At 70.3% G+C, this 16,117-nt stretch carries 16 protein-coding genes; 12 read left to right on the top strand and 4 right to left on the bottom strand.

Annotated elements, in window-relative coordinates; all coding sequences use genetic code 11:
- The first annotated feature begins 8 nt into the window (after positions 1 to 8).
- From mnmA to EDF46_RS09995, 8 genes are all read left to right on the top strand, one after another.
- Positions 9 to 1,133 carry a tRNA 2-thiouridine(34) synthase MnmA gene (gene mnmA / locus EDF46_RS10030; protein ID WP_123506149.1) on the top strand — a complete coding sequence of 375 codons (1,125 nt, stop codon included), beginning with the start codon at positions 9 to 11 and terminating at the stop codon, positions 1,131 to 1,133.
- Positions 1,134 to 1,151: 18 nt separating this feature from the next.
- Positions 1,152 to 3,428 carry an NAD-dependent DNA ligase LigA gene (ligA, locus tag EDF46_RS10025; RefSeq protein WP_123506148.1) on the top strand — a complete coding sequence of 759 codons (2,277 nt, stop codon included), beginning with the start codon at positions 1,152 to 1,154 and terminating at the stop codon, positions 3,426 to 3,428.
- A 166-nt stretch (positions 3,429 to 3,594) separates the two neighbouring features.
- Positions 3,595 to 5,115: an alpha/beta hydrolase gene (locus tag EDF46_RS10020; protein ID WP_148061191.1), complete on the top strand. Its 1,521-nt coding sequence runs from the start codon at positions 3,595 to 3,597 to the stop codon at positions 5,113 to 5,115.
- A gap of 97 nt (positions 5,116 to 5,212) precedes the next feature.
- Positions 5,213 to 5,512: an Asp-tRNA(Asn)/Glu-tRNA(Gln) amidotransferase subunit GatC gene (gene gatC, locus EDF46_RS10015; protein ID WP_123506146.1), complete on the top strand. Its 300-nt coding sequence runs from the start codon at positions 5,213 to 5,215 to the stop codon at positions 5,510 to 5,512.
- Positions 5,509 to 7,050: an Asp-tRNA(Asn)/Glu-tRNA(Gln) amidotransferase subunit GatA gene (gene gatA, locus EDF46_RS10010; protein ID WP_123506145.1), complete on the top strand. Its 1,542-nt coding sequence runs from the start codon at positions 5,509 to 5,511 to the stop codon at positions 7,048 to 7,050. Before gatC ends, gatA begins: the two co-directional genes overlap by 4 nt.
- Positions 7,050 to 8,552: an Asp-tRNA(Asn)/Glu-tRNA(Gln) amidotransferase subunit GatB gene (gatB, locus tag EDF46_RS10005; protein WP_123506144.1), complete on the top strand. Its 1,503-nt coding sequence runs from the start codon at positions 7,050 to 7,052 to the stop codon at positions 8,550 to 8,552. Before gatA ends, gatB begins: the two co-directional genes overlap by 1 nt.
- A gap of 13 nt (positions 8,553 to 8,565) precedes the next feature.
- Complete coding sequence (locus EDF46_RS10000) at positions 8,566 to 9,135, top strand: hypothetical protein (RefSeq protein WP_148061190.1); 570 nt, start codon at positions 8,566 to 8,568, stop codon at positions 9,133 to 9,135.
- Positions 9,132 to 9,962 (top strand): DUF3097 domain-containing protein, encoded by an 831-nt coding sequence (locus tag EDF46_RS09995; protein WP_123506142.1) that lies wholly within the window; start codon positions 9,132 to 9,134, stop codon positions 9,960 to 9,962. The genes EDF46_RS10000 and EDF46_RS09995 overlap by 4 nt, the downstream gene beginning before the upstream one ends.
- Before the next feature lie 79 nt (positions 9,963 to 10,041).
- On the opposite strand, the gene EDF46_RS09990 is transcribed toward EDF46_RS09995, so the two are convergent.
- On the bottom strand, positions 10,042 to 11,139 hold the full coding sequence (locus EDF46_RS09990) for an SGNH/GDSL hydrolase family protein (protein WP_123506141.1): 1,098 nt from the start codon (positions 11,137 to 11,139) through the stop codon (positions 10,042 to 10,044).
- Positions 11,140 to 11,157: 18 nt separating this feature from the next.
- Entirely contained in the window at positions 11,158 to 11,331 is a 174-nt protein-coding gene (locus tag EDF46_RS18320) for a hypothetical protein (protein WP_158614208.1), read from the bottom strand.
- A gap of 90 nt (positions 11,332 to 11,421) precedes the next feature.
- Here EDF46_RS18320 and EDF46_RS09985 point away from each other — a divergent pair, with 90 nt between their 5' ends.
- On the top strand, positions 11,422 to 12,069 hold the full coding sequence (locus tag EDF46_RS09985) for a spermidine/putrescine ABC transporter substrate-binding protein (RefSeq protein ID WP_123506140.1): 648 nt from the start codon (positions 11,422 to 11,424) through the stop codon (positions 12,067 to 12,069).
- Positions 12,069 to 12,458, top strand: coding sequence for a DUF3054 domain-containing protein (locus tag EDF46_RS09980; protein ID WP_123506139.1), 390 nt, complete (start codon positions 12,069 to 12,071; stop codon positions 12,456 to 12,458). Before EDF46_RS09985 ends, EDF46_RS09980 begins: the two co-directional genes overlap by 1 nt.
- 15 nt (positions 12,459 to 12,473) lie before the next feature.
- On the opposite strand, the gene EDF46_RS09975 is transcribed toward EDF46_RS09980, so the two are convergent.
- Positions 12,474 to 12,794 (bottom strand): ATP-dependent DNA ligase, encoded by a 321-nt coding sequence (locus EDF46_RS09975; RefSeq protein ID WP_123506138.1) that lies wholly within the window; start codon positions 12,792 to 12,794, stop codon positions 12,474 to 12,476.
- 141 nt (positions 12,795 to 12,935) lie between these two features.
- On the opposite strand from EDF46_RS09975, the gene EDF46_RS09970 reads away from it, so the two are divergent.
- Complete coding sequence (locus EDF46_RS09970; protein ID WP_123506137.1) at positions 12,936 to 13,502, top strand: hypothetical protein; 567 nt, start codon at positions 12,936 to 12,938, stop codon at positions 13,500 to 13,502.
- Here the strand turns inward: EDF46_RS09970 and EDF46_RS09965 are convergent.
- Entirely contained in the window at positions 13,492 to 15,174 is a 1,683-nt protein-coding gene (locus EDF46_RS09965; RefSeq protein WP_370454101.1) for a long-chain-fatty-acid--CoA ligase, read from the bottom strand. The two genes, EDF46_RS09970 and EDF46_RS09965, sit on opposite strands and share 11 nt — an antisense overlap.
- A 93-nt stretch (positions 15,175 to 15,267) precedes the next feature.
- Here EDF46_RS09965 and EDF46_RS09960 point away from each other — a divergent pair, with 93 nt between their 5' ends.
- Positions 15,268 to 16,086 (top strand): SDR family oxidoreductase, encoded by an 819-nt coding sequence (locus tag EDF46_RS09960; protein WP_199738258.1) that lies wholly within the window; start codon positions 15,268 to 15,270, stop codon positions 16,084 to 16,086.
- Positions 16,087 to 16,117 lie beyond the last annotated feature (31 nt).

The raw sequence follows: 16,117 nt of genomic DNA, 5'->3' as shown, positions 1-16,117 counted from the left end.
TGGAGCACATGAAGGTTCTGGCAGCGATGAGCGGCGGCGTCGACTCCGCCGTGGCGGCGGCCCGGGCCGTCGATGCCGGCCACGACGTCGTCGGCGTGCACCTGGCGCTCAGCCGGATGCCGGGCACGCTCCGCACCGGCAGCCGCGGCTGCTGCACCATCGAGGACTCGATGGACGCCCAGCGCGCCGCCAACATGATCGGCATCCCGTACTACGTCTGGGACTTCTCGGAGCGCTTCAAGCTCGACGTCGTCGACGACTTCGTCGCCGAGTACTCGGCGGGCCGCACGCCGAACCCGTGCATGCGCTGCAACGAGAAGATCAAGTTCGCCGCCCTCCTCGAGAAGGCGATCGCCCTCGGCTTCGACGCGGTGGCGACCGGTCACTACGCCTCGATCGTCGCCGACGCCGACGGCAACAAGGAGCTCCACCGGGCAAGCGCCTGGGCGAAAGACCAGTCGTACGTCCTGGGCGTGCTGACCAAGGAGCAGATCGACCACTCGATGTTCCCGCTGGGCGCGACCCCGTCGAAGGCGGAGGTGCGCGCCGAGGCGGCCGCCCGCGGCTTCACGGTGGCCCAGAAGCCCGACAGCCACGACATCTGCTTCATCCCCGACGGCGACACCCGCGGCTGGCTGGCTGAGCGCGTCGGCGCCGAGCAGGGCGAGATCCTGGATCGCACGGGTGCCGTCGTCGGCACGCACGAGGGGGCTCACGCGTTCACCGTGGGCCAGCGCAAGGGCCTCAACATCGGCTTCCCGTCAGACGACGGCAAGCCCCGCTTCGTGCTCGAGGTGCGTCCGAAAGACAACGCGGTCGTCGTCGGGCCCAAGGAGGCTCTCGACATCGCCGAGATCGCCGGCGAGAAGTTCTCGTGGGCAGGCCTCGCGCCGCTCGACCCGACCGAGGTGTTCGACTGCGACGTGCAGATCCGCGCGCACGCCGATCCGGTCCCCGCAGTTGCGCGAGTGTCGGTGGATGGCGATAGAACAGAGTTGGTCATCACCCCGCACGAGCCCCTCAACGGCGTCGCGCCCGGTCAGACCGCGGTCGTGTACGTGGGCACGCGAGTGCTCGGGCAGTGCACGATCGACCGCACCATCAGCGCGGTGCCTGTTCCCATCCCCGCATAACTCTCCGAGGAGCCCCGCATGACCACCTCCGACACCACTCTCGAGGCGGCACGCGACGAGGCGCAGGCGCTGACCACCCGGATCCTCGGGCTCCGCGACCAGTACTACGAGGGCAACGCGTCGACGGTCGCCGACTCCGAGTACGACGCCCTGGTGCGGCGCCTCGACGAGCTCGAACGCGAGCACCCCGAGCTGCAGTCGCCCGACAGCCCCACCCAGACGGTCGGCGGCCGTGCCGAGACGACGCAGTTCGCACCGGTGCAGCACGCCGAGCGCATGCTGAGCCTCGACAACGTCTTCGACTTCGACGAGCTGCGCGAGTGGGCCGGCAAGGTCGAGCGTGACGCCGGTGCCGGCACGGTGCGCTTCCTCTCCGAGCTCAAGATCGACGGTCTCGCCATCAACCTCCGGTACGAGAACGGAGTGCTCATCACCGCGGCGACGCGTGGCGACGGCGTCGTGGGGGAGGACGTCACCGGCAACGTGCTCACGATGGGCACGATCCCCGAGCGCCTGAAGGGCACCGGCCACCCGCCCCTCGTCGAGGTGCGGGGCGAGATCTTCTTCCCGGTCACCGAGTTCGACGCGCTCAACGCCGCGCAGCGGGACGCCGGCGAGCGGCTCTTCGCCAACCCGCGCAACGCCGCAGCCGGCTCCCTCCGCCAGAAGGAGGAGGGCAAGAGCGTCGAGAAGAAGGCGCTGATGGTCCGGCGCCTCACGGGCCTGCGGATGCTCGTGCACGGCATCGGCGCCTGGCCGGTCCGCGAGCTCGAGGCCTCGACGGAGGTGACGAGCCAGTCCGAGATCTACGGCCTGCTCGGCTCGTGGGGCCTGCCGATCTCGACTCACTTCCGGGTGTTCGACACGATCGACGAGGTCGAGAAATTCATCACGCGCTACGGCGAGCAGCGCGCCTCGGTCGAGCACCAGATCGACGGCATCGTCATCAAGGTCGACGACCTCGGCCTGCACGAAGAGCTCGGCGCCACCAGCCGCGCCCCGCGCTGGGCGACAGCCTTCAAGTACCCGCCCGAAGAGGTCAACACGAAGCTCCTCGACATCGTCGTCAGCGTCGGACGCACCGGTCGCGCGACGCCGTTCGCCGCCATGGAGAAGGTGGAGGTAGCGGGCTCCGAGGTGCGCCAGGCGACCCTGCACAACCAGCAGGTCGTCAAGGCGAAGGGCGTGCTGATCGGCGACACCGTCGTGCTCCGCAAGGCGGGCGACGTGATCCCCGAGGTGCTCGGCCCGGTCGTCGAGCTCCGCGACGGCACCGAGCGCGAGTTCGTCATGCCCGAGAACTGCCCGGAGTGCGGCACGAAGCTCGCTCCGGCCAAGGAGGGAGACATCGACCTCCGCTGCCCGAACAGCAAGAGCTGCCCGGCGCAGGTCCGCGGTCGCGTCGAGCACATCGCCTCTCGGGGGTCGCTCGACATCGAGGGCCTCGGCGAGGTCGCCGCGGCCGCGCTCACGCAGCCGCTCGAGCCGAAAGAGCCGCCGGTCGTCACCGAGGCCGGTCTGTTCGACCTGACGATCGACGACATCCTGCCGATCCGCGTGATCGTGCGCGACTCCGAGACGGGCATGGAGAAGCTCGAAGACGACGGCAAGCCGAAGGTGATGTCGCCGTTCCGCATCGCCAAGCTCCAGGACGACGGATCGCCGACGCCGTCGAAGCGGGCCGAGCTGCTCCTCGAGAACCTCGAGAAGGCGAAGACGAGCCCGCTCTGGCGGTTCCTCGTCGGGCTCAGCATCCGCCATGTCGGTCCGGTGGCGGCGCGAGCGCTCGCCGACTACTTCGGCTCGCTCGACGCCATCCGCGCCGCGTCGCGCGACGAGCTCGCCGCCGTCGACGGGGTCGGCGGCATCATCGCCGATGCCCTCCTCGCCTGGTTCGAGGTCGACTGGCACGTCGAGATCATCGACCGCTGGACAGCCGCCGGCGTGCAGTTCGCGACGCCCGGCCACCCGGGTCCGGGTGCCGCCGAAGCGGCCGGTGGAGTCCTCGCCGGGCTCACTGTCGTGGCCACCGGCTCGCTCGAGGGCTACAGCCGCGAGGGCGCGCAGGAGGCCATCCTCGCCGCCGGCGGCAAGGCCGGCAACAGCGTCAGCAAGAAGACCGACTACGTCGCGGCCGGACCGGGGGCCGGATCGAAGCTCACGAAGGCCGAAGCCCTCGGGGTACGGATCATCGACGCGGCAGAATTCGCACTCCTCGTCACTGTCGGGCCGAGCGCCCTCACTGCCCCCAGTGAGGGGGACGAAGCGGCCCCCATTTCGGGGGACGATTCCTGATGAATTCGGCCCATCACTGGTCAACCGGTCAGCGGGCCTCCTAGGATGTGTGCTAGCGCATCGATCTCGTCTGTAGGGGTACGGGACCCAGGTGCGCTAGTAGGGGAACCCCGACGTGCTGTTCTTTGCCGCAGCCATCCTGTATTCCTCGGTCAACGTGCTAGGCGTGACCGGGCCTGTCGCCGTGCCACCGCGCGTCGACGTGGTGTCCGTGTCCGCGACCCAGCAGTCCTCCGAGTCGGTCCGGTCGCATGACGACGCGGCCTCCTCCGTCGACGTCACGGCCGGCGCCGACGTCGCGACCGCGGCTGACGCCACGACCGCGGCTGACGTCTCGACGCACTCCGCAGCCGTCGAGGGCCTGCCGATCTCGTCGTTCGCGACGCTCCGCTCCTGCGGAGCCGACAGCGACGGCCGTGCGCCGGCGAGCCTCCCAGCCGATCTCGACGCCCCCGCCTGCCTCTCCGCTCTGGCCGGCGCGTCGTCTCTGACCCTCGGCGAGTTCGGGGAGTCGCTCGACGTCGACTCCGGTGCCGATCTGACCCTGGCGCAGGAACTCGGCGCCGGCGCCGACGAAGCCACCGCCGTTCGCGCCTGGTGGAGCACCGTCCCCACGGCGCAGCGCACTGTCCTCCTCTCGGCCGTCCCGAGCATCATCGGCAACCTCGAGGGCGTCCCGTACTCGCAGCGGAACCTCGCCAACCGCATCACGCTGAGCCGGACCATCGACGACCTCGAGCAGAACCCGGGCGGCACCGTCGTCGGCGCCCCGACCCAGGGGCAGCGCCTCGCCATGCTGCAGCAGGTGCAGCAGTCGCTCATACCCGGCTACGACGGCAACGACACCGCTCGCAGCCTCGTCTCGCTCGACACCGTCTACCCGGGTCGTGCCGCCGTCGCCATCGGCGATCTCGACACCGCGAAGAACGTCAGCCTGATGGTGCCGGGCATGATGTACACCGTCTCCACGCAGATGGTCTCGTTCACCAACGCCGCAGCGGCGGTCCAGAGCTCCGAGACCTTCTGGTCGAACACGCTTGCCACCACGACCTCCGCCCCCGAGTCGTCCGCCGTCGTCTCGTGGATGGGCTACCGCACCCCGGTCATGACGAACGTGCTCGGGCTGAGCCTCGCCGAGGCCGGCGCGGTGCACCTCGAGAACGCCGTCGAGGGCCTGGACGCCGTCCGCCTCGAGGACGAGCCCCGCACGACGATCATCGGCCACTCGTACGGCTCCACGACGGCCACGATCGCTCTGTCGTCGGGCACGATCCACGTCGACGACTTCGTGGCCCTCGGATCGCCCGGCAGCGTCGTGGCCGACGCCGGCGACCTCGCCGTCACCGCGGGCCACGTGTTCGCCGGAGCCGCGGCGCTCGACCCCGTCGCCGGCAGCGGCGTCTTCGGCGCCGACCCCGGCTCGGTGGTGTTCGGCTCGAAGCTCCTCAACCTCGGCTCGGCCGTCGACCCGTACACGTCGCAGAAGCTGACCGCAGTCGTCACGCACAACGAGTACTTCACGACCGGCAGCCACGCCATGCGCAGCCTCGCGCTCATCGGCATCGGCCGAGGCGACCTCGCCGACGGCCGCGACCCCGTGCCCGACGGGCCGCAGCTCGTGAACGGTCCGTCGCTGGAGTACGTGCGGCCCCAGGACGTCAGTCGCGAGTCCGTCCACAGCGCCTAGTCGCGCCGCTTCGACTCGAGGAGCCGGGCGCCCCGAGTTCCTGCGCCCAGCTTGTGTCCTGCAGGTTCTCAGACGGGCGCCGAATAGACTCGTGGGCATGTCTGAAATCACGCGCGAGCAGGTGGAGCACCTCGCAGGGCTCGCCCGGATCGCCCTCACCCCCGACGAGATCGACAAGCTGACGGGCGAGCTCGGCCACATCGTCGACAGCATCGCCAAGGTGTCCGAGGTCGCGAACGCCGACGTGCCGGCCACGAGCCACCCGATCCCTCTGTCGAACGTCTTCCGCGACGACGTGGTCGGCGAGACCCTCACGCAGGAGCAGGCGCTGGCGGGCGCGCCCGAGCACGACGGAACCCGCTTCAAGGTGAGCGCGATCCTGGGAGAAGAGCAGTGACCGACCTCATCCACCTGTCAGCCGCCGACCTGGCGTCGAAGCTCCAGAGCCGCGAGGTGTCGAGCGTCGAGGCGACGAAGGCGCACCTCGACCGCATCGCCGGCGTCGACGGCGACGTCCACGCGTTCCTGCACGTCAACGCCGGGGCCCTCGCCACCGCGAAGTCGATCGACGAGCGCCGGGCCGCGGGGGAGACCCTGGGCGAGCTCGCCGGCGTGCCGATCGCGGTCAAGGACGTCCTCTGCACCATCGGGATGCCGTCGACCTCGGGCTCGAAGATCCTCGAGGGCTGGATCCCGCCCTACGACGCGACCGCCGTCGCGAAGGTCCGTGCCGCAGGCCTGGTGCCGCTCGGCAAGACCAACATGGACGAGTTCGCGATGGGTTCGTCGACCGAGTTCTCGGCGTACGGCCCGACCCACAACCCGTGGAACCTCGACCGGATCCCCGGCGGCTCGGGAGGTGGCTCGGCTGCGGCCGTCGCGGCCTTCGAGGCGCCCCTCGCCCTCGGCAGCGACACCGGCGGCTCGATCCGCCAGCCCGGCGCGGTCACCGGCACGGTCGGCGTGAAGCCGACCTACGGCTCCGTCAGCCGCTACGGCGCGATCGCCCTGGCGTCGTCGCTCGACCAGATCGGCCCCGTCAGCCGCACCGTGCTCGACTCGGCGCTGCTGCACGACGTGATCAAGGGTCACGACCCCCGCGACTCCACGTCGCTCCGCGACGAGTGGCCGTCGTTCGCCGACGCCGCCCGCGCGGGACTCGCGCCCGGCTCGCTCCAGGGCGTCAAGGTCGGCATCGTCAGGGAGCTGAACGGCGACGGCTTCCAGGCCGGCGTCAAGGCCCGCTTCGCCGACGCCGTCGCGCTTCTCACCGCCGCCGGCGCCGAGATCGTCGAGGTCTCGGCCCCCAGCTTCGAGTACGCGATCAGCGCCTACTACCTGATCCTCCCCGCCGAGGCGTCGTCGAACCTCGCCAAGTTCGACTCCGTCCGGTTCGGCCTCCGCGTCACGCCCGAGGGCGGCGGAACCGTCGAGCAGGTCATGGCGGCCACGCGCGAGCAGGGCTTCGGCCCCGAGGTGAAGCGCCGCATCATCCTCGGCACCTATGCCCTCAGCGCCGGCTACTACGACGCGTACTACGGCTCGGCGCAGAAGGTGCGCACGCTCGTGCAGCGCGACTTCTCGCGCCTCTTCGACGAGGTCGACGTGCTCATCTCGCCGTCCGCGCCCACCACGGCGTTCCCGATCGGCGAGAAGATCGACGACCCGCTGGCGATGTATCTGAACGACCTCACGACGATCCCCGCGAACCTGGCCGGCATCCCCGGCCTGTCGCTGCCGATGGGCCTCGCCGACGAGGACGGCCTGCCGACCGGGATCCAGCTGATGGCGCCCGCCCGGGAGGACGCCCGCCTGTACACCTACGGCGCCGCGCTCGAGCAGCTCTTCGAGTCGACCTGGGGTCACACGCTCATCTCGAAGGCGCCGAGCCTCAGCGTCTCCGAACAGTCCGCCGCAACCGAAGGAGTGGTCTGATGGCCGCCCGCCCAGAACTGATGGACTACGACAAGGCGCTCGAGATGTTCGAGCCCGTCGTCGGGTTCGAGGTGCACGTCGAGCTGTCGACCGCGACGAAGATGTTCTCGGACGCCCCGAACGAGTTCGGCGGCGAGCCCAACACCAACATCACGCCGGTCGACCTGGGGCTGCCCGGGTCGCTCCCGGTCGTCAACGGCCAGGCCGTGAAGTACGCGATCAGCCTGGGCCTCGCGCTCGGCTGCTCGATCGCGCCCACCTCGCGCTTCGCCCGGAAGAACTACTTCTACCCCGACCTGGCCAAGAACTACCAGATCAGCCAGTCCGACGAGCCGATCGCCTTCGAGGGCTCGGTCGAGGTGGAGATGCCCGACGGCACGCTGTTCACGGTGCCCGTCGAGCGCGCCCACATGGAGGAGGACGCCGGCAAGCTCACGCACGTCGGCGGCTCCACCGGCCGCATCCAGGGCGCCGAGTACTCCCTGGTCGACTACAACCGCGCCGGCGTCCCGCTCGTCGAGATCGTCACGCACCCGATCATCGGCGCCGAGGCCCTCGCGCCCGAGCTGGGTGCCGCGTACGTCGAGACAATCCGCGACATCGTCCGCGGCCTCGGCATCTCGGAGGCGCGCATGGAGCGCGGCAACCTCCGCTGCGACGCCAACATCTCGCTGCGCCCCCGCGGCCAGGAGAAGCTCGGCACCCGCACCGAGACGAAGAACGTCAACTCGTTCCGCGCCGTCGAGCGCGCCATCCGCTACGAGATCCAGCGCCAGGCCGCCATCCTCGCCAAGGGCGGCACGATCACGCAGGAGACCCGCCACTGGCACGAAGACACCGGCCGCACCTCCGCCGGCCGCCCGAAGAGCGACGCCGACGACTACAGGTACTTCCCCGAGCCCGACCTCCTGCCGGTCGAGCCCTCGCTGGAGCTGATCCAGGAACTCCGTGCGGCCCTTCCCGAATCGCCGGCCGTCATGCGCCGCCGCCTCAAGGCCCAGTGGGGCTTCACCGACCTCGAGTTCCAAGACGTCAAGAACGCGGGCCTGCTCACCGAGATCGTCGAGACGGTCGCCGCCGGATCGACTCCGGCCAGCGCGCGCAAGTGGTGGACGGGCGAGATCGCCCGTCTCGCGAACGCCGCCGAGGTGGACGCATCGTCGCTGGTGGAGCCGTCGCAGTTGGCCGAGCTGATCGCCCTGATCGACTCCGGAGAGCTGACCGACCGCCTGGCCCGCCAGGTGCTCGAGGGCGTCATCGCCGGAGAGGGCACTCCCGCCGAGGTCGTCGAGAAGCGCGGCCTCAAGGTCGTGTCGGACGACGGCGCGCTCATCGCCGCCATCGACGAGGCCCTGGCGTCGCAGCCCGACGTGCTCGAGAAGATCCGCGACGGCAAGGTCCAGGCCGCCGGTGCGGTCATCGGAGCGGTCATGAAGGCCATGAAGGGCCAGGCCGACGCTGCTCGCGTGCGCGAGCTCGTCCTCGAGAGAGCGCAGGCCTGACCTGGCTTCCGACGTGAGCTCCGGCACAGCGCGGGGAGCGGCATGGTGGCTCGCGCCCCTGCGGCCCGCGGCGATCGGCATGGCAGCCGTCGTCGTGGCGCTCCTCGTCGCCTCCCGGCAGCTGCCCGCGCACACGATCCTGATCTGGTCGTCGGCCGGGAAGAAGGGCCTCGCTGCCTCCCGGAGCGACCTCGAGATCGTGGTCGTGATCACCAGCCTGATCGTAATCGGCATCTGGGTGGTGGCCTCAGCCGCGCTCGCCTTCATGCCGGCACGCCACATCCTGGTTCCCCATGCCGTCTATTGGAAGGGCGGCGGACGCGACCGCACCCGCGACATGCGCCACCGGTTCGCGATCTACGTGTCGCGCGCCATCGGCATCACCTTCTGGTTCCTGGCGGCGGAGGTCGTGGCCGCACTGGTGTCGCAGAAGAACGGCCTGCTGGAGTCGCCGTGGCTGCCGGTGATCATCTCGATCCTCTACATCATCGCGCTCCTCGTGTTCGCGGTCTGGGCGTTCGCCGACGGCTTCCAACCTCCGTCGCGAGCCGCGCAGGAGCAGGCCCGGAGGCGCACGGCATGACCGACTTCGACCGCTACGGCGACGACGTCCTGGCGGGAGGCACCTGGAAGAAGTCGAAGCGACCGGAGCCTCGCGTCGTCGACGCCGTCCGCGACCTCGTTGTCGAGGAGACGGTCTCGGGCTTCACCGGTGCGGTCGTGCGCGTCGAGGCGCAGACGGTCGAGCTCGTCGACTGGAAGGATCGGGTGCGGGCCTTCCCGTTGACCGCGTCGTTCGCCATGGACGGCGAGCCGGTGCGCCTGCGCTACCCGCAGGCGGCCCCGCAGGGGCGCATGAGGTCGGCCTCCGGGTCGTTCGCCGTGCAGGACGCCAAGGCCCGTACAGCGCTCCCCAGTCGCATCTTCGTCGAGGGGCGACACGACGCCGAGCTGGTGGAGAAGGTCTGGGGCCACGACCTCCGGGTCGAGGGTGTCGCGGTCGAGTACCTGGAGGGCGTCGACAACCTCGCCGACGTGCTGAAGGAGTTCCGGCCCGGTCCCGGCCGTCGTGTCGGCGTGCTCGTCGACCACCTGGTGAAGGGCTCGAAGGAGAGCCGCATCGCCGCGGCCGTGTCGGATGCCAACGTGCTCGTGGTCGGGCACCCCTATGTCGACGTGTGGCAGTCGGTGAAGCCCGCCCGCGTCGGATTGGCGGAATGGCCGGTGATCCCGCGCTCGATCGAGTGGAAGCACGGCATCTGCCAGGCCCTCGGCTGGCCGCACGAGGAGCAGGCCGACATCGCCCGCGCGTGGCAGAGGATCCTCGGGCAGGTGCGCACCTTCGCCGACCTCGAGCCGGCCTTCCTCGGCCGCGTCGAGGAGCTCATCGACTTCGTGACGGCGCCTTAGCCCCCTGCCGGGCAGCCCCCCTGCCGGGTACCCCCCTGTCGGCCAGCCCCCGTCGGCCAGCCGCGTCGGCTCGGTCCCGTCAGCTCCGGTCGCGCCGCGATCGGCGGATGCTGCGCGCCACGAGGAGCGCGATCGCCGCGAACACGACGACGATGCCGGCGAGCACGAGCCACACCAGCGGGAATCCGCCCGCATCGGCCGTTGCCGGTGACGCGGGCGGCGTCGCGGCGGCCGCGCGGATCGCGTCGGCCGTCTGCGCCGCCAGGTACCGGGTGCCGCGCTCGTTCGGGTGCAGGGCTCCGTCGGCCAGAGTGATCGACGAGAACGTCGAGTCGGCTGACAGCGTGATGCCCTCGAGGTACGAGTCGGAGGTGGCGCAGGCGGAGTGCGCGTAGCTGCCGGCGAGAGTCGACACGTAGGTGAACCCGGCGCGCTGCGTGGCGGAGCGCAGAGCGCCGTCGAGGTGCGACTGCATGCCGCCGAGGAACGCGACGTCGGTCGTCGTGAAGGGGAACCCGTCGCCGACGAAGCCCGATCCGTCGGCCACCGACCGGAAGCACCCGCCAGCCGGGACGCTCGCGGCGTTCGGGAACAGCGCCGGGTAACCCACGACGAACACCCGCGCGTTGGGCGCCGCACGAGCGATGTCGCGGAAAGCGGCACGCACCTTCGGCACGACCGTGTCGTCGATCGACCGGTTCAGCGTGTTCACCCCGTCTCTCTCGAGCGTCGCCTTGCAGCTGTCCTCGCCGGTCGAGAACACGGGGCCGTTCGCGGACACGGCGATGCATCGGGCGACGGTTCCGATCAGGTCGGCGTCGTTGCCGCCGATGGTGATGGTGACGAGCCTGGTGGAGTCGCTGAGGGCGGCGACCTGGGGCTGCGCGCCGAGCTGCCGCCGGCTGACCACGTCGGAGGTGGTGGCACCGGCGCACGTGACGTCGGTGAGGGGGAGGGCCAGTTCTCGCGCCAGGAGATGCGGGTAGTCGAGACGCGACTGGCCGCATCCGGACACGGGCTCGCCGGTGGCCTCGGGGAGGCCGTAGCCCGACGCGTACGAGTCGCCCAGGGCGACGTAGGGGCCGGTGGCGGTGGCGGCGCTGGCCGACGCCGGAGCCGCGACGACGGAGATCATCACGAGGGCCGCGACGAACGCCGCCCATCGTCTCGCCACCATCAGGCCATTCTAGGTCGGCTAGTGGAGGGGGAGGTGCCCGCCCAGCTCACTGTCGGCCTCGGCCTCGGCCGGGTTGTGGAAGGGCGTCGTGTCTTCGGCGTCGACCGTGTCGACCTCGTCGGGGCTGTCGCCGTGCTCGGCGGCGGGGTCGGGCTCGGGGCGCTCGGCGTCGTGGCCGTGGATGTCGCTCATGGGGGCTCCTTCGATGGTGTCCCGCACGCTACGCTCCGTTCGCGGCGCGCGCCCCCACGGATTCCCGGGCGCGTCGGCCTACCATGAGGCATGGCCGATTCGATCGAGGGGCGCGTCCGCAGCGGCGTCGACGCCTTTCTCCGCTGGCTTCCGCGCTGGCAGGTCGGCACCTCCCGGGCGCGCACCCGCGTCTGCCGACAGTGCTTCGGCTCGCCGATCGCGACGGCCGCCGGCTTCGACCACGACGTGCCCCACGCCGTGCAGCACGCCCTGCTGAGCCGCATGCAGGCGATCATCGACGAGGCGGTCGACGACTACACCGCCAGGAACCTGCCCATGGTCGCGCGCGAGCTCGCCAAGGCGGCCGAGCCCGAGACCGGCGGCTACAAGCCCGACGAGGGTCTCGCCCTCGAATTCCAGGGCCTCGAGATCGATCCGGAGCCCGAGCCCGGCCAGCCCTTCCTCTTCACGCTCGCGGAGCTCGCCGAGAGAGACCGGCCCGTCGCTCCGCCCGCCGCCGAACCCCCCGCCCCCTACTCCGAAGAAGCGAAGAAGGCCTTGCGCACCGAACTCGAACTCGCCGACGACCACGCCCGTCAGGTCGGCACCTCCGTCTGCCTCGCCCTCGTCGAGCACCGCCGCCGGATCTCCGACGCCGTCGACCGCCTCGTCGAACCGCAGATCGATGAGCTCCTCGCCGAGCTCGCGCAGGCCCTCGAGAACCCGCGGTCGCGCTGATGATCCCGAAGTCGGTCTACCCCCGCGCGCCGTGGTGGTCGTTCGTGTTCGACCTCGCGCTCGTGCTCGCCTTCGTGCTCATCGGCCGCCGCAGCCACGACGAGTCGAACGCGCTCTTCGGCATCGCGACGACCGCGTGGCCGTTCGTCACCGGCCTCGTGATCGGCTGGCTCTTCGTGATCGGCTTCCGCTGGCCGTTCGTCACCGTCTACTCGGGCGCGATCATCTGGATCGCCACGGTCGTCGGCGGAATGCTGCTCCGCAACGTCAGCGACCAGGGCGTCGCGACGAGCTTCGTGATCGTCGCCCTCATCGTCAACGCCGTCTTCCTGATCGGCTGGCGCGCCCTGGCGATCGTGCTGAAGAAGAGGTCGGCCGCCCGCGCCTGATCGCGGGGCCGCGCGTTACGGCTTGGCGCTGTTGTCGAGCGACGGCTCGTCCGAGAGCACGAGGCCCGACGAGCTGTTGGCGCTCGCGGTCAGCTCGGCGAGCCAGCTGCGGCTGATCGACGGCACCCGGCCGCCGTTGTACTTGAAGTAGAGCGGGATGCCGGGGTCCATCCAGAGGCTGGAGCGGCCGTCGCCGACTTTCTGCGGGTCGCGCCACGAGAAGAAGAACGACTCGCGACGGCGGAGCTTCGTGGCGATGACGATCTGGAGGTGCTCGAGAGTGCGATCCTCGAACTCGATCTCGATCGAGGTGGAACCGTAGATGAGGGATCCCAATGTCTCTCCTTGCTGAACTGGGCGCTCCAGGGTCTCGGGAGTGCAAGCAGTAGAGCGTACCTTGCCAGACACGTCGTGCGTGCGTTAGGTGTGCCTATCCTGCTCGGGCGCAGCGCAGGGCCGTCGGCTACCGTGACCCGCATGACCGACTCGACGATCATCGCGAACCCCGACAGCCCCGACGTCGCCGTGCTCCTGCCCGGCACCGGCTACACCGCCCAGGCGCCTCTTCTCTTCTGGTGCGGCCGGCTCCTCGCCGAGCGCGGGTGGCAGGTGCGGGCCGTGTCGTGGATCGTCCCGGACGACGTCGACCCCGTCTCGTTCGTCGAGCGGGCGACCGAGCAGGCCTTCGCCGGCGCGACCGCTCGGCGCCTCGTCGTCGCGAAGTCGTTCGGCTCGTTCGCGCTGCCGTGGGCCGTGCGCGAGAAGGTCCCCGGCATCTGGCTCACCCCGGTGATGACGGCCGAGGCCGTGACGGCGGCGATGCAGGAACTCGACACCACGGGCCTCGCCATCGGCGGCGACGCCGACGCGATGTGGCTGCCGGCCGAGGCCGGCGACGCGGCGGCCGACCTGATCACCATCAAGGGCGCCGACCACGCGCTCACGCACGTCGACGGCTGGCGGTCGTCTCTCGACGCCCAGCGCCGTGTCTACGACGCGGTGTCGCGCCACCTCGACGACATCGAGGCGGCTGCTACTTCTTGAGCAGCTGCTCTTTGACGTGGCGGCGGATCACCTTGCCGATGAGCGACTTCGGCAGGTCTTTCACGATGACGATGCGGCGCGGCACTTTGTAGGCGGCGAGGTTCTCGCGGGCGAACTCGCGCAGGCCGGCCTCGTCGAGCGTGACGCCGGGCTCGACGACGATGGCGGCGGTGACCTGCTCGTTCTCGCTGCTGCCGAGACCGACGACGGCGACGTCGGCCACACCGGGGAACTGCCGCAGAGTGTCTTCGACCTCGGAGGGCGAGACGTTGAAGCCGCCGGTGATGATGAGGTCCTTGATCCGGTCGACGATGGCGACGAATCCGTCGTCGTCGATCGTGATGATGTCGCCGGTGCGGAACCAGCCGTCGACGAAGACCTCGTCGGTCTCCTCGGGGCGGCGGTAGTAGCCGCTGAAGACCTGCGGCCCACGGACGATCAGCTCGCCGCGCTCGCCCTTGGGCACGTCGTGCGTCGGGTTCTCGGGATCGACGGCCCGGATCTCGGTGCTGGGGAGCGGCAGGCCCACGGTGCCGGCCCGTCGGGCGTCCGAGACCGGGTTGGCCATCAGCACCGGCGACGTCTCGCTGAGGCCGTAGCCCTCGATCAGCCACCCCCCGGAACGCTCCTCCCACGGCTCGACCACGGAGGCCGAGAGGGGCATGGCACCCGAGATCGCGATCTCGATGCCCTCGAGCGACGCGCCCGCGTCGTCGGCGGCGCGCTGCAGCCGCTGGTAGATCGGCGGCACAGCCGGAAGGAACGTCGGCGGGTGCTTCTTCATCGCGGCCAGCACGAGCGCGGGCTCGAAGGCGGGGAAGAGCACGAGGCGCGCCCCCATGCGCATGGCGAACGTGAGGCAGAGCGTGAGTCCGTAGGCGTGGAACATCGGCAGCACGGCGTAGACGACGCTCTCGCCCTCCTTGACCTGCGGGATCCACGCCTGGCACTGGGCCGCGTTGGCGAGCAGGTTGAAGTGCGACAGCATGGCGCCCTTGGGGCTGCCGGTCGTGCCGGACGTGTATTGGATGAGAGCGAGGTCGTCGGTGGCCGGACGAGGGTGGTCGGCCGGGATCCTCGGCGACGACATGAGCTTCTCGAAGGTCGTCGTGCCGGTGACCGTCGTGGTGAGGCGGGCGCGCGACTCGCGCGCGCGCTTCACCGGAAGGCGCAGGGCCAGCTGGGTCTTGAGCGGCATCGCCTTGGTCACGTCGACGGAGACGATCGCCTGGATCGGCACCTCGGCCGGGAACTTCTGAATGGTGGCCACCACCTTGTCCCACGCGATGGCGAACTGGGCGCCGTGGTCGACGAACTGGTGCTCGAGCTCGCGGGGCGTGTAGAGCGGGTTGTGCTCGACGACGATGGCGCCGAGGCGCAGGATCGCGTAGAACGCCACGATGTGCTGCGGGCAGTTCGGCAGGATCAGAGCGACCGTGTCGCCCTTCTTCACGCCCAGCTTCCGCAGGCCCTCGGCGGCCCGCTGGATCTGCTCGACCAGGCTGCTGTAGCTGGTCTCGGCGCCGAAGTACTCGAGCGCCGTGGCCGACGGGTACTTCGCGGCCGTGTCGCGCACGAGGTCGATGAGCGACCCCGTCGGCGGTTCGATGTCGTGCGGAATGCCGGGGGCGTAGCTGTCAAGCCAGGGACGCGCGCTGTCGATGGTCACCAGGCCACTCTAGAAGGTTCGGAGTGCAAGTTAGCGGAGCAGCGCCCAGGATGCGGGAGTTGACTGCTCGAGGAACACCACCCGAGAGGACACATTGTGAGCAAGGTCTGGTTCATCACCGGAGCATCGAAGGGCTTCGGCCGCGAGTGGGCCGAGGCGGCCCTGGAGCGCGGCGACAGGGTCGCAGCGACGGCGCGCAAGATCGACACGCTCGACGAGCTGGTCGAGAAGTTCGGCGAGAACGTGCTGCCGCTGACGCTCGACGTCACCGACCGCGACGCCGACTTCGCAGCCGTCGCGCAGGCGGCCGAGCATTTCGGACGACTCGACGTCGTCATCAACAACGCCGGCTACGGCCACTTCGGAATGATCGAGGAGGTCACCGAGGAGGAGCTCCGCGCCCAGCTCGAGACGAACCTCTTCGGCGCCTTCTGGGTGACGCAGGCGGCTATTCCGATCATGCGCGAGCAGGGGTCGGGCCATGTCATCCAGGTCTCGAGCATCGGCGGCATCAGCGCCTTCCCGACGGTCGGCGCCTACCACGCCTCGAAGTGGGCCCTCGAGGGCTTCTCGCAGTCGCTCTCGCAGGAGGTCGCCGGCTTCGGCATCGACGTCACCCTGATCGAGCCCGGCGGCTTCTCGACCGACTGGTCGGGCCCGTCCGCCTCGCGCAGCGACGAGATCGCCGCCTACGCCGAGGTCCGGGAGGCCGCGTCGAAGCGTCCGTCGGCCGCCGACCCGGGCGACCCGAAGGCCACCCGCACGGCCATCCTGAAGGTCGTCGACGCCGACAAGCCGCCGCTCCGCATCTTCTTCGGCAAGGCGCCCCTCGGCATCGCGACCAAGGACTACGAGTCGCGCCTCGCGACGTGGAACGACTGGAACGACGTCTCCGTCGAGGCCCACGGCGACTAGCGGTCGCGTTCTCCCAGGTGGCTGGCATTCA

The organism is Frondihabitans sp. PhB188 (assembly GCF_003752365.1).
GTDB lineage: Bacteria > Actinomycetota > Actinomycetes > Actinomycetales > Microbacteriaceae > Frondihabitans.
Note: the sequence above shows the minus strand (reverse complement) of the source record. Positions and strands in the feature narration are given on the sequence as shown.

Coding starts and splice junctions, on each gene's coding strand:
- EDF46_RS09995 (WP_123506142.1), top strand. CDS start 9,132: ATGACCGACTTCGACCGCTACGGCGACGACGTCCTGGCGGGAGGCACC.
- EDF46_RS18320 (WP_158614208.1), bottom strand. CDS start 11,331: ATGAGCGACATCCACGGCCACGACGCCGAGCGCCCCGAGCCCGACCCC.
- EDF46_RS09980 (WP_123506139.1), top strand. CDS start 12,069: ATGATCCCGAAGTCGGTCTACCCCCGCGCGCCGTGGTGGTCGTTCGTG.
- gatB (WP_123506144.1), top strand. CDS start 7,050: ATGGCCGCCCGCCCAGAACTGATGGACTACGACAAGGCGCTCGAGATG.
- EDF46_RS09990 (WP_123506141.1), bottom strand. CDS start 11,139: ATGGTGGCGAGACGATGGGCGGCGTTCGTCGCGGCCCTCGTGATGATC.
- ligA (WP_123506148.1), top strand. CDS start 1,152: ATGACCACCTCCGACACCACTCTCGAGGCGGCACGCGACGAGGCGCAG.
- mnmA (WP_123506149.1), top strand. CDS start 9: ATGAAGGTTCTGGCAGCGATGAGCGGCGGCGTCGACTCCGCCGTGGCG.
- EDF46_RS09985 (WP_123506140.1), top strand. CDS start 11,422: ATGGCCGATTCGATCGAGGGGCGCGTCCGCAGCGGCGTCGACGCCTTT.
- EDF46_RS09970 (WP_123506137.1), top strand. CDS start 12,936: ATGACCGACTCGACGATCATCGCGAACCCCGACAGCCCCGACGTCGCC.
- gatC (WP_123506146.1), top strand. CDS start 5,213: ATGTCTGAAATCACGCGCGAGCAGGTGGAGCACCTCGCAGGGCTCGCC.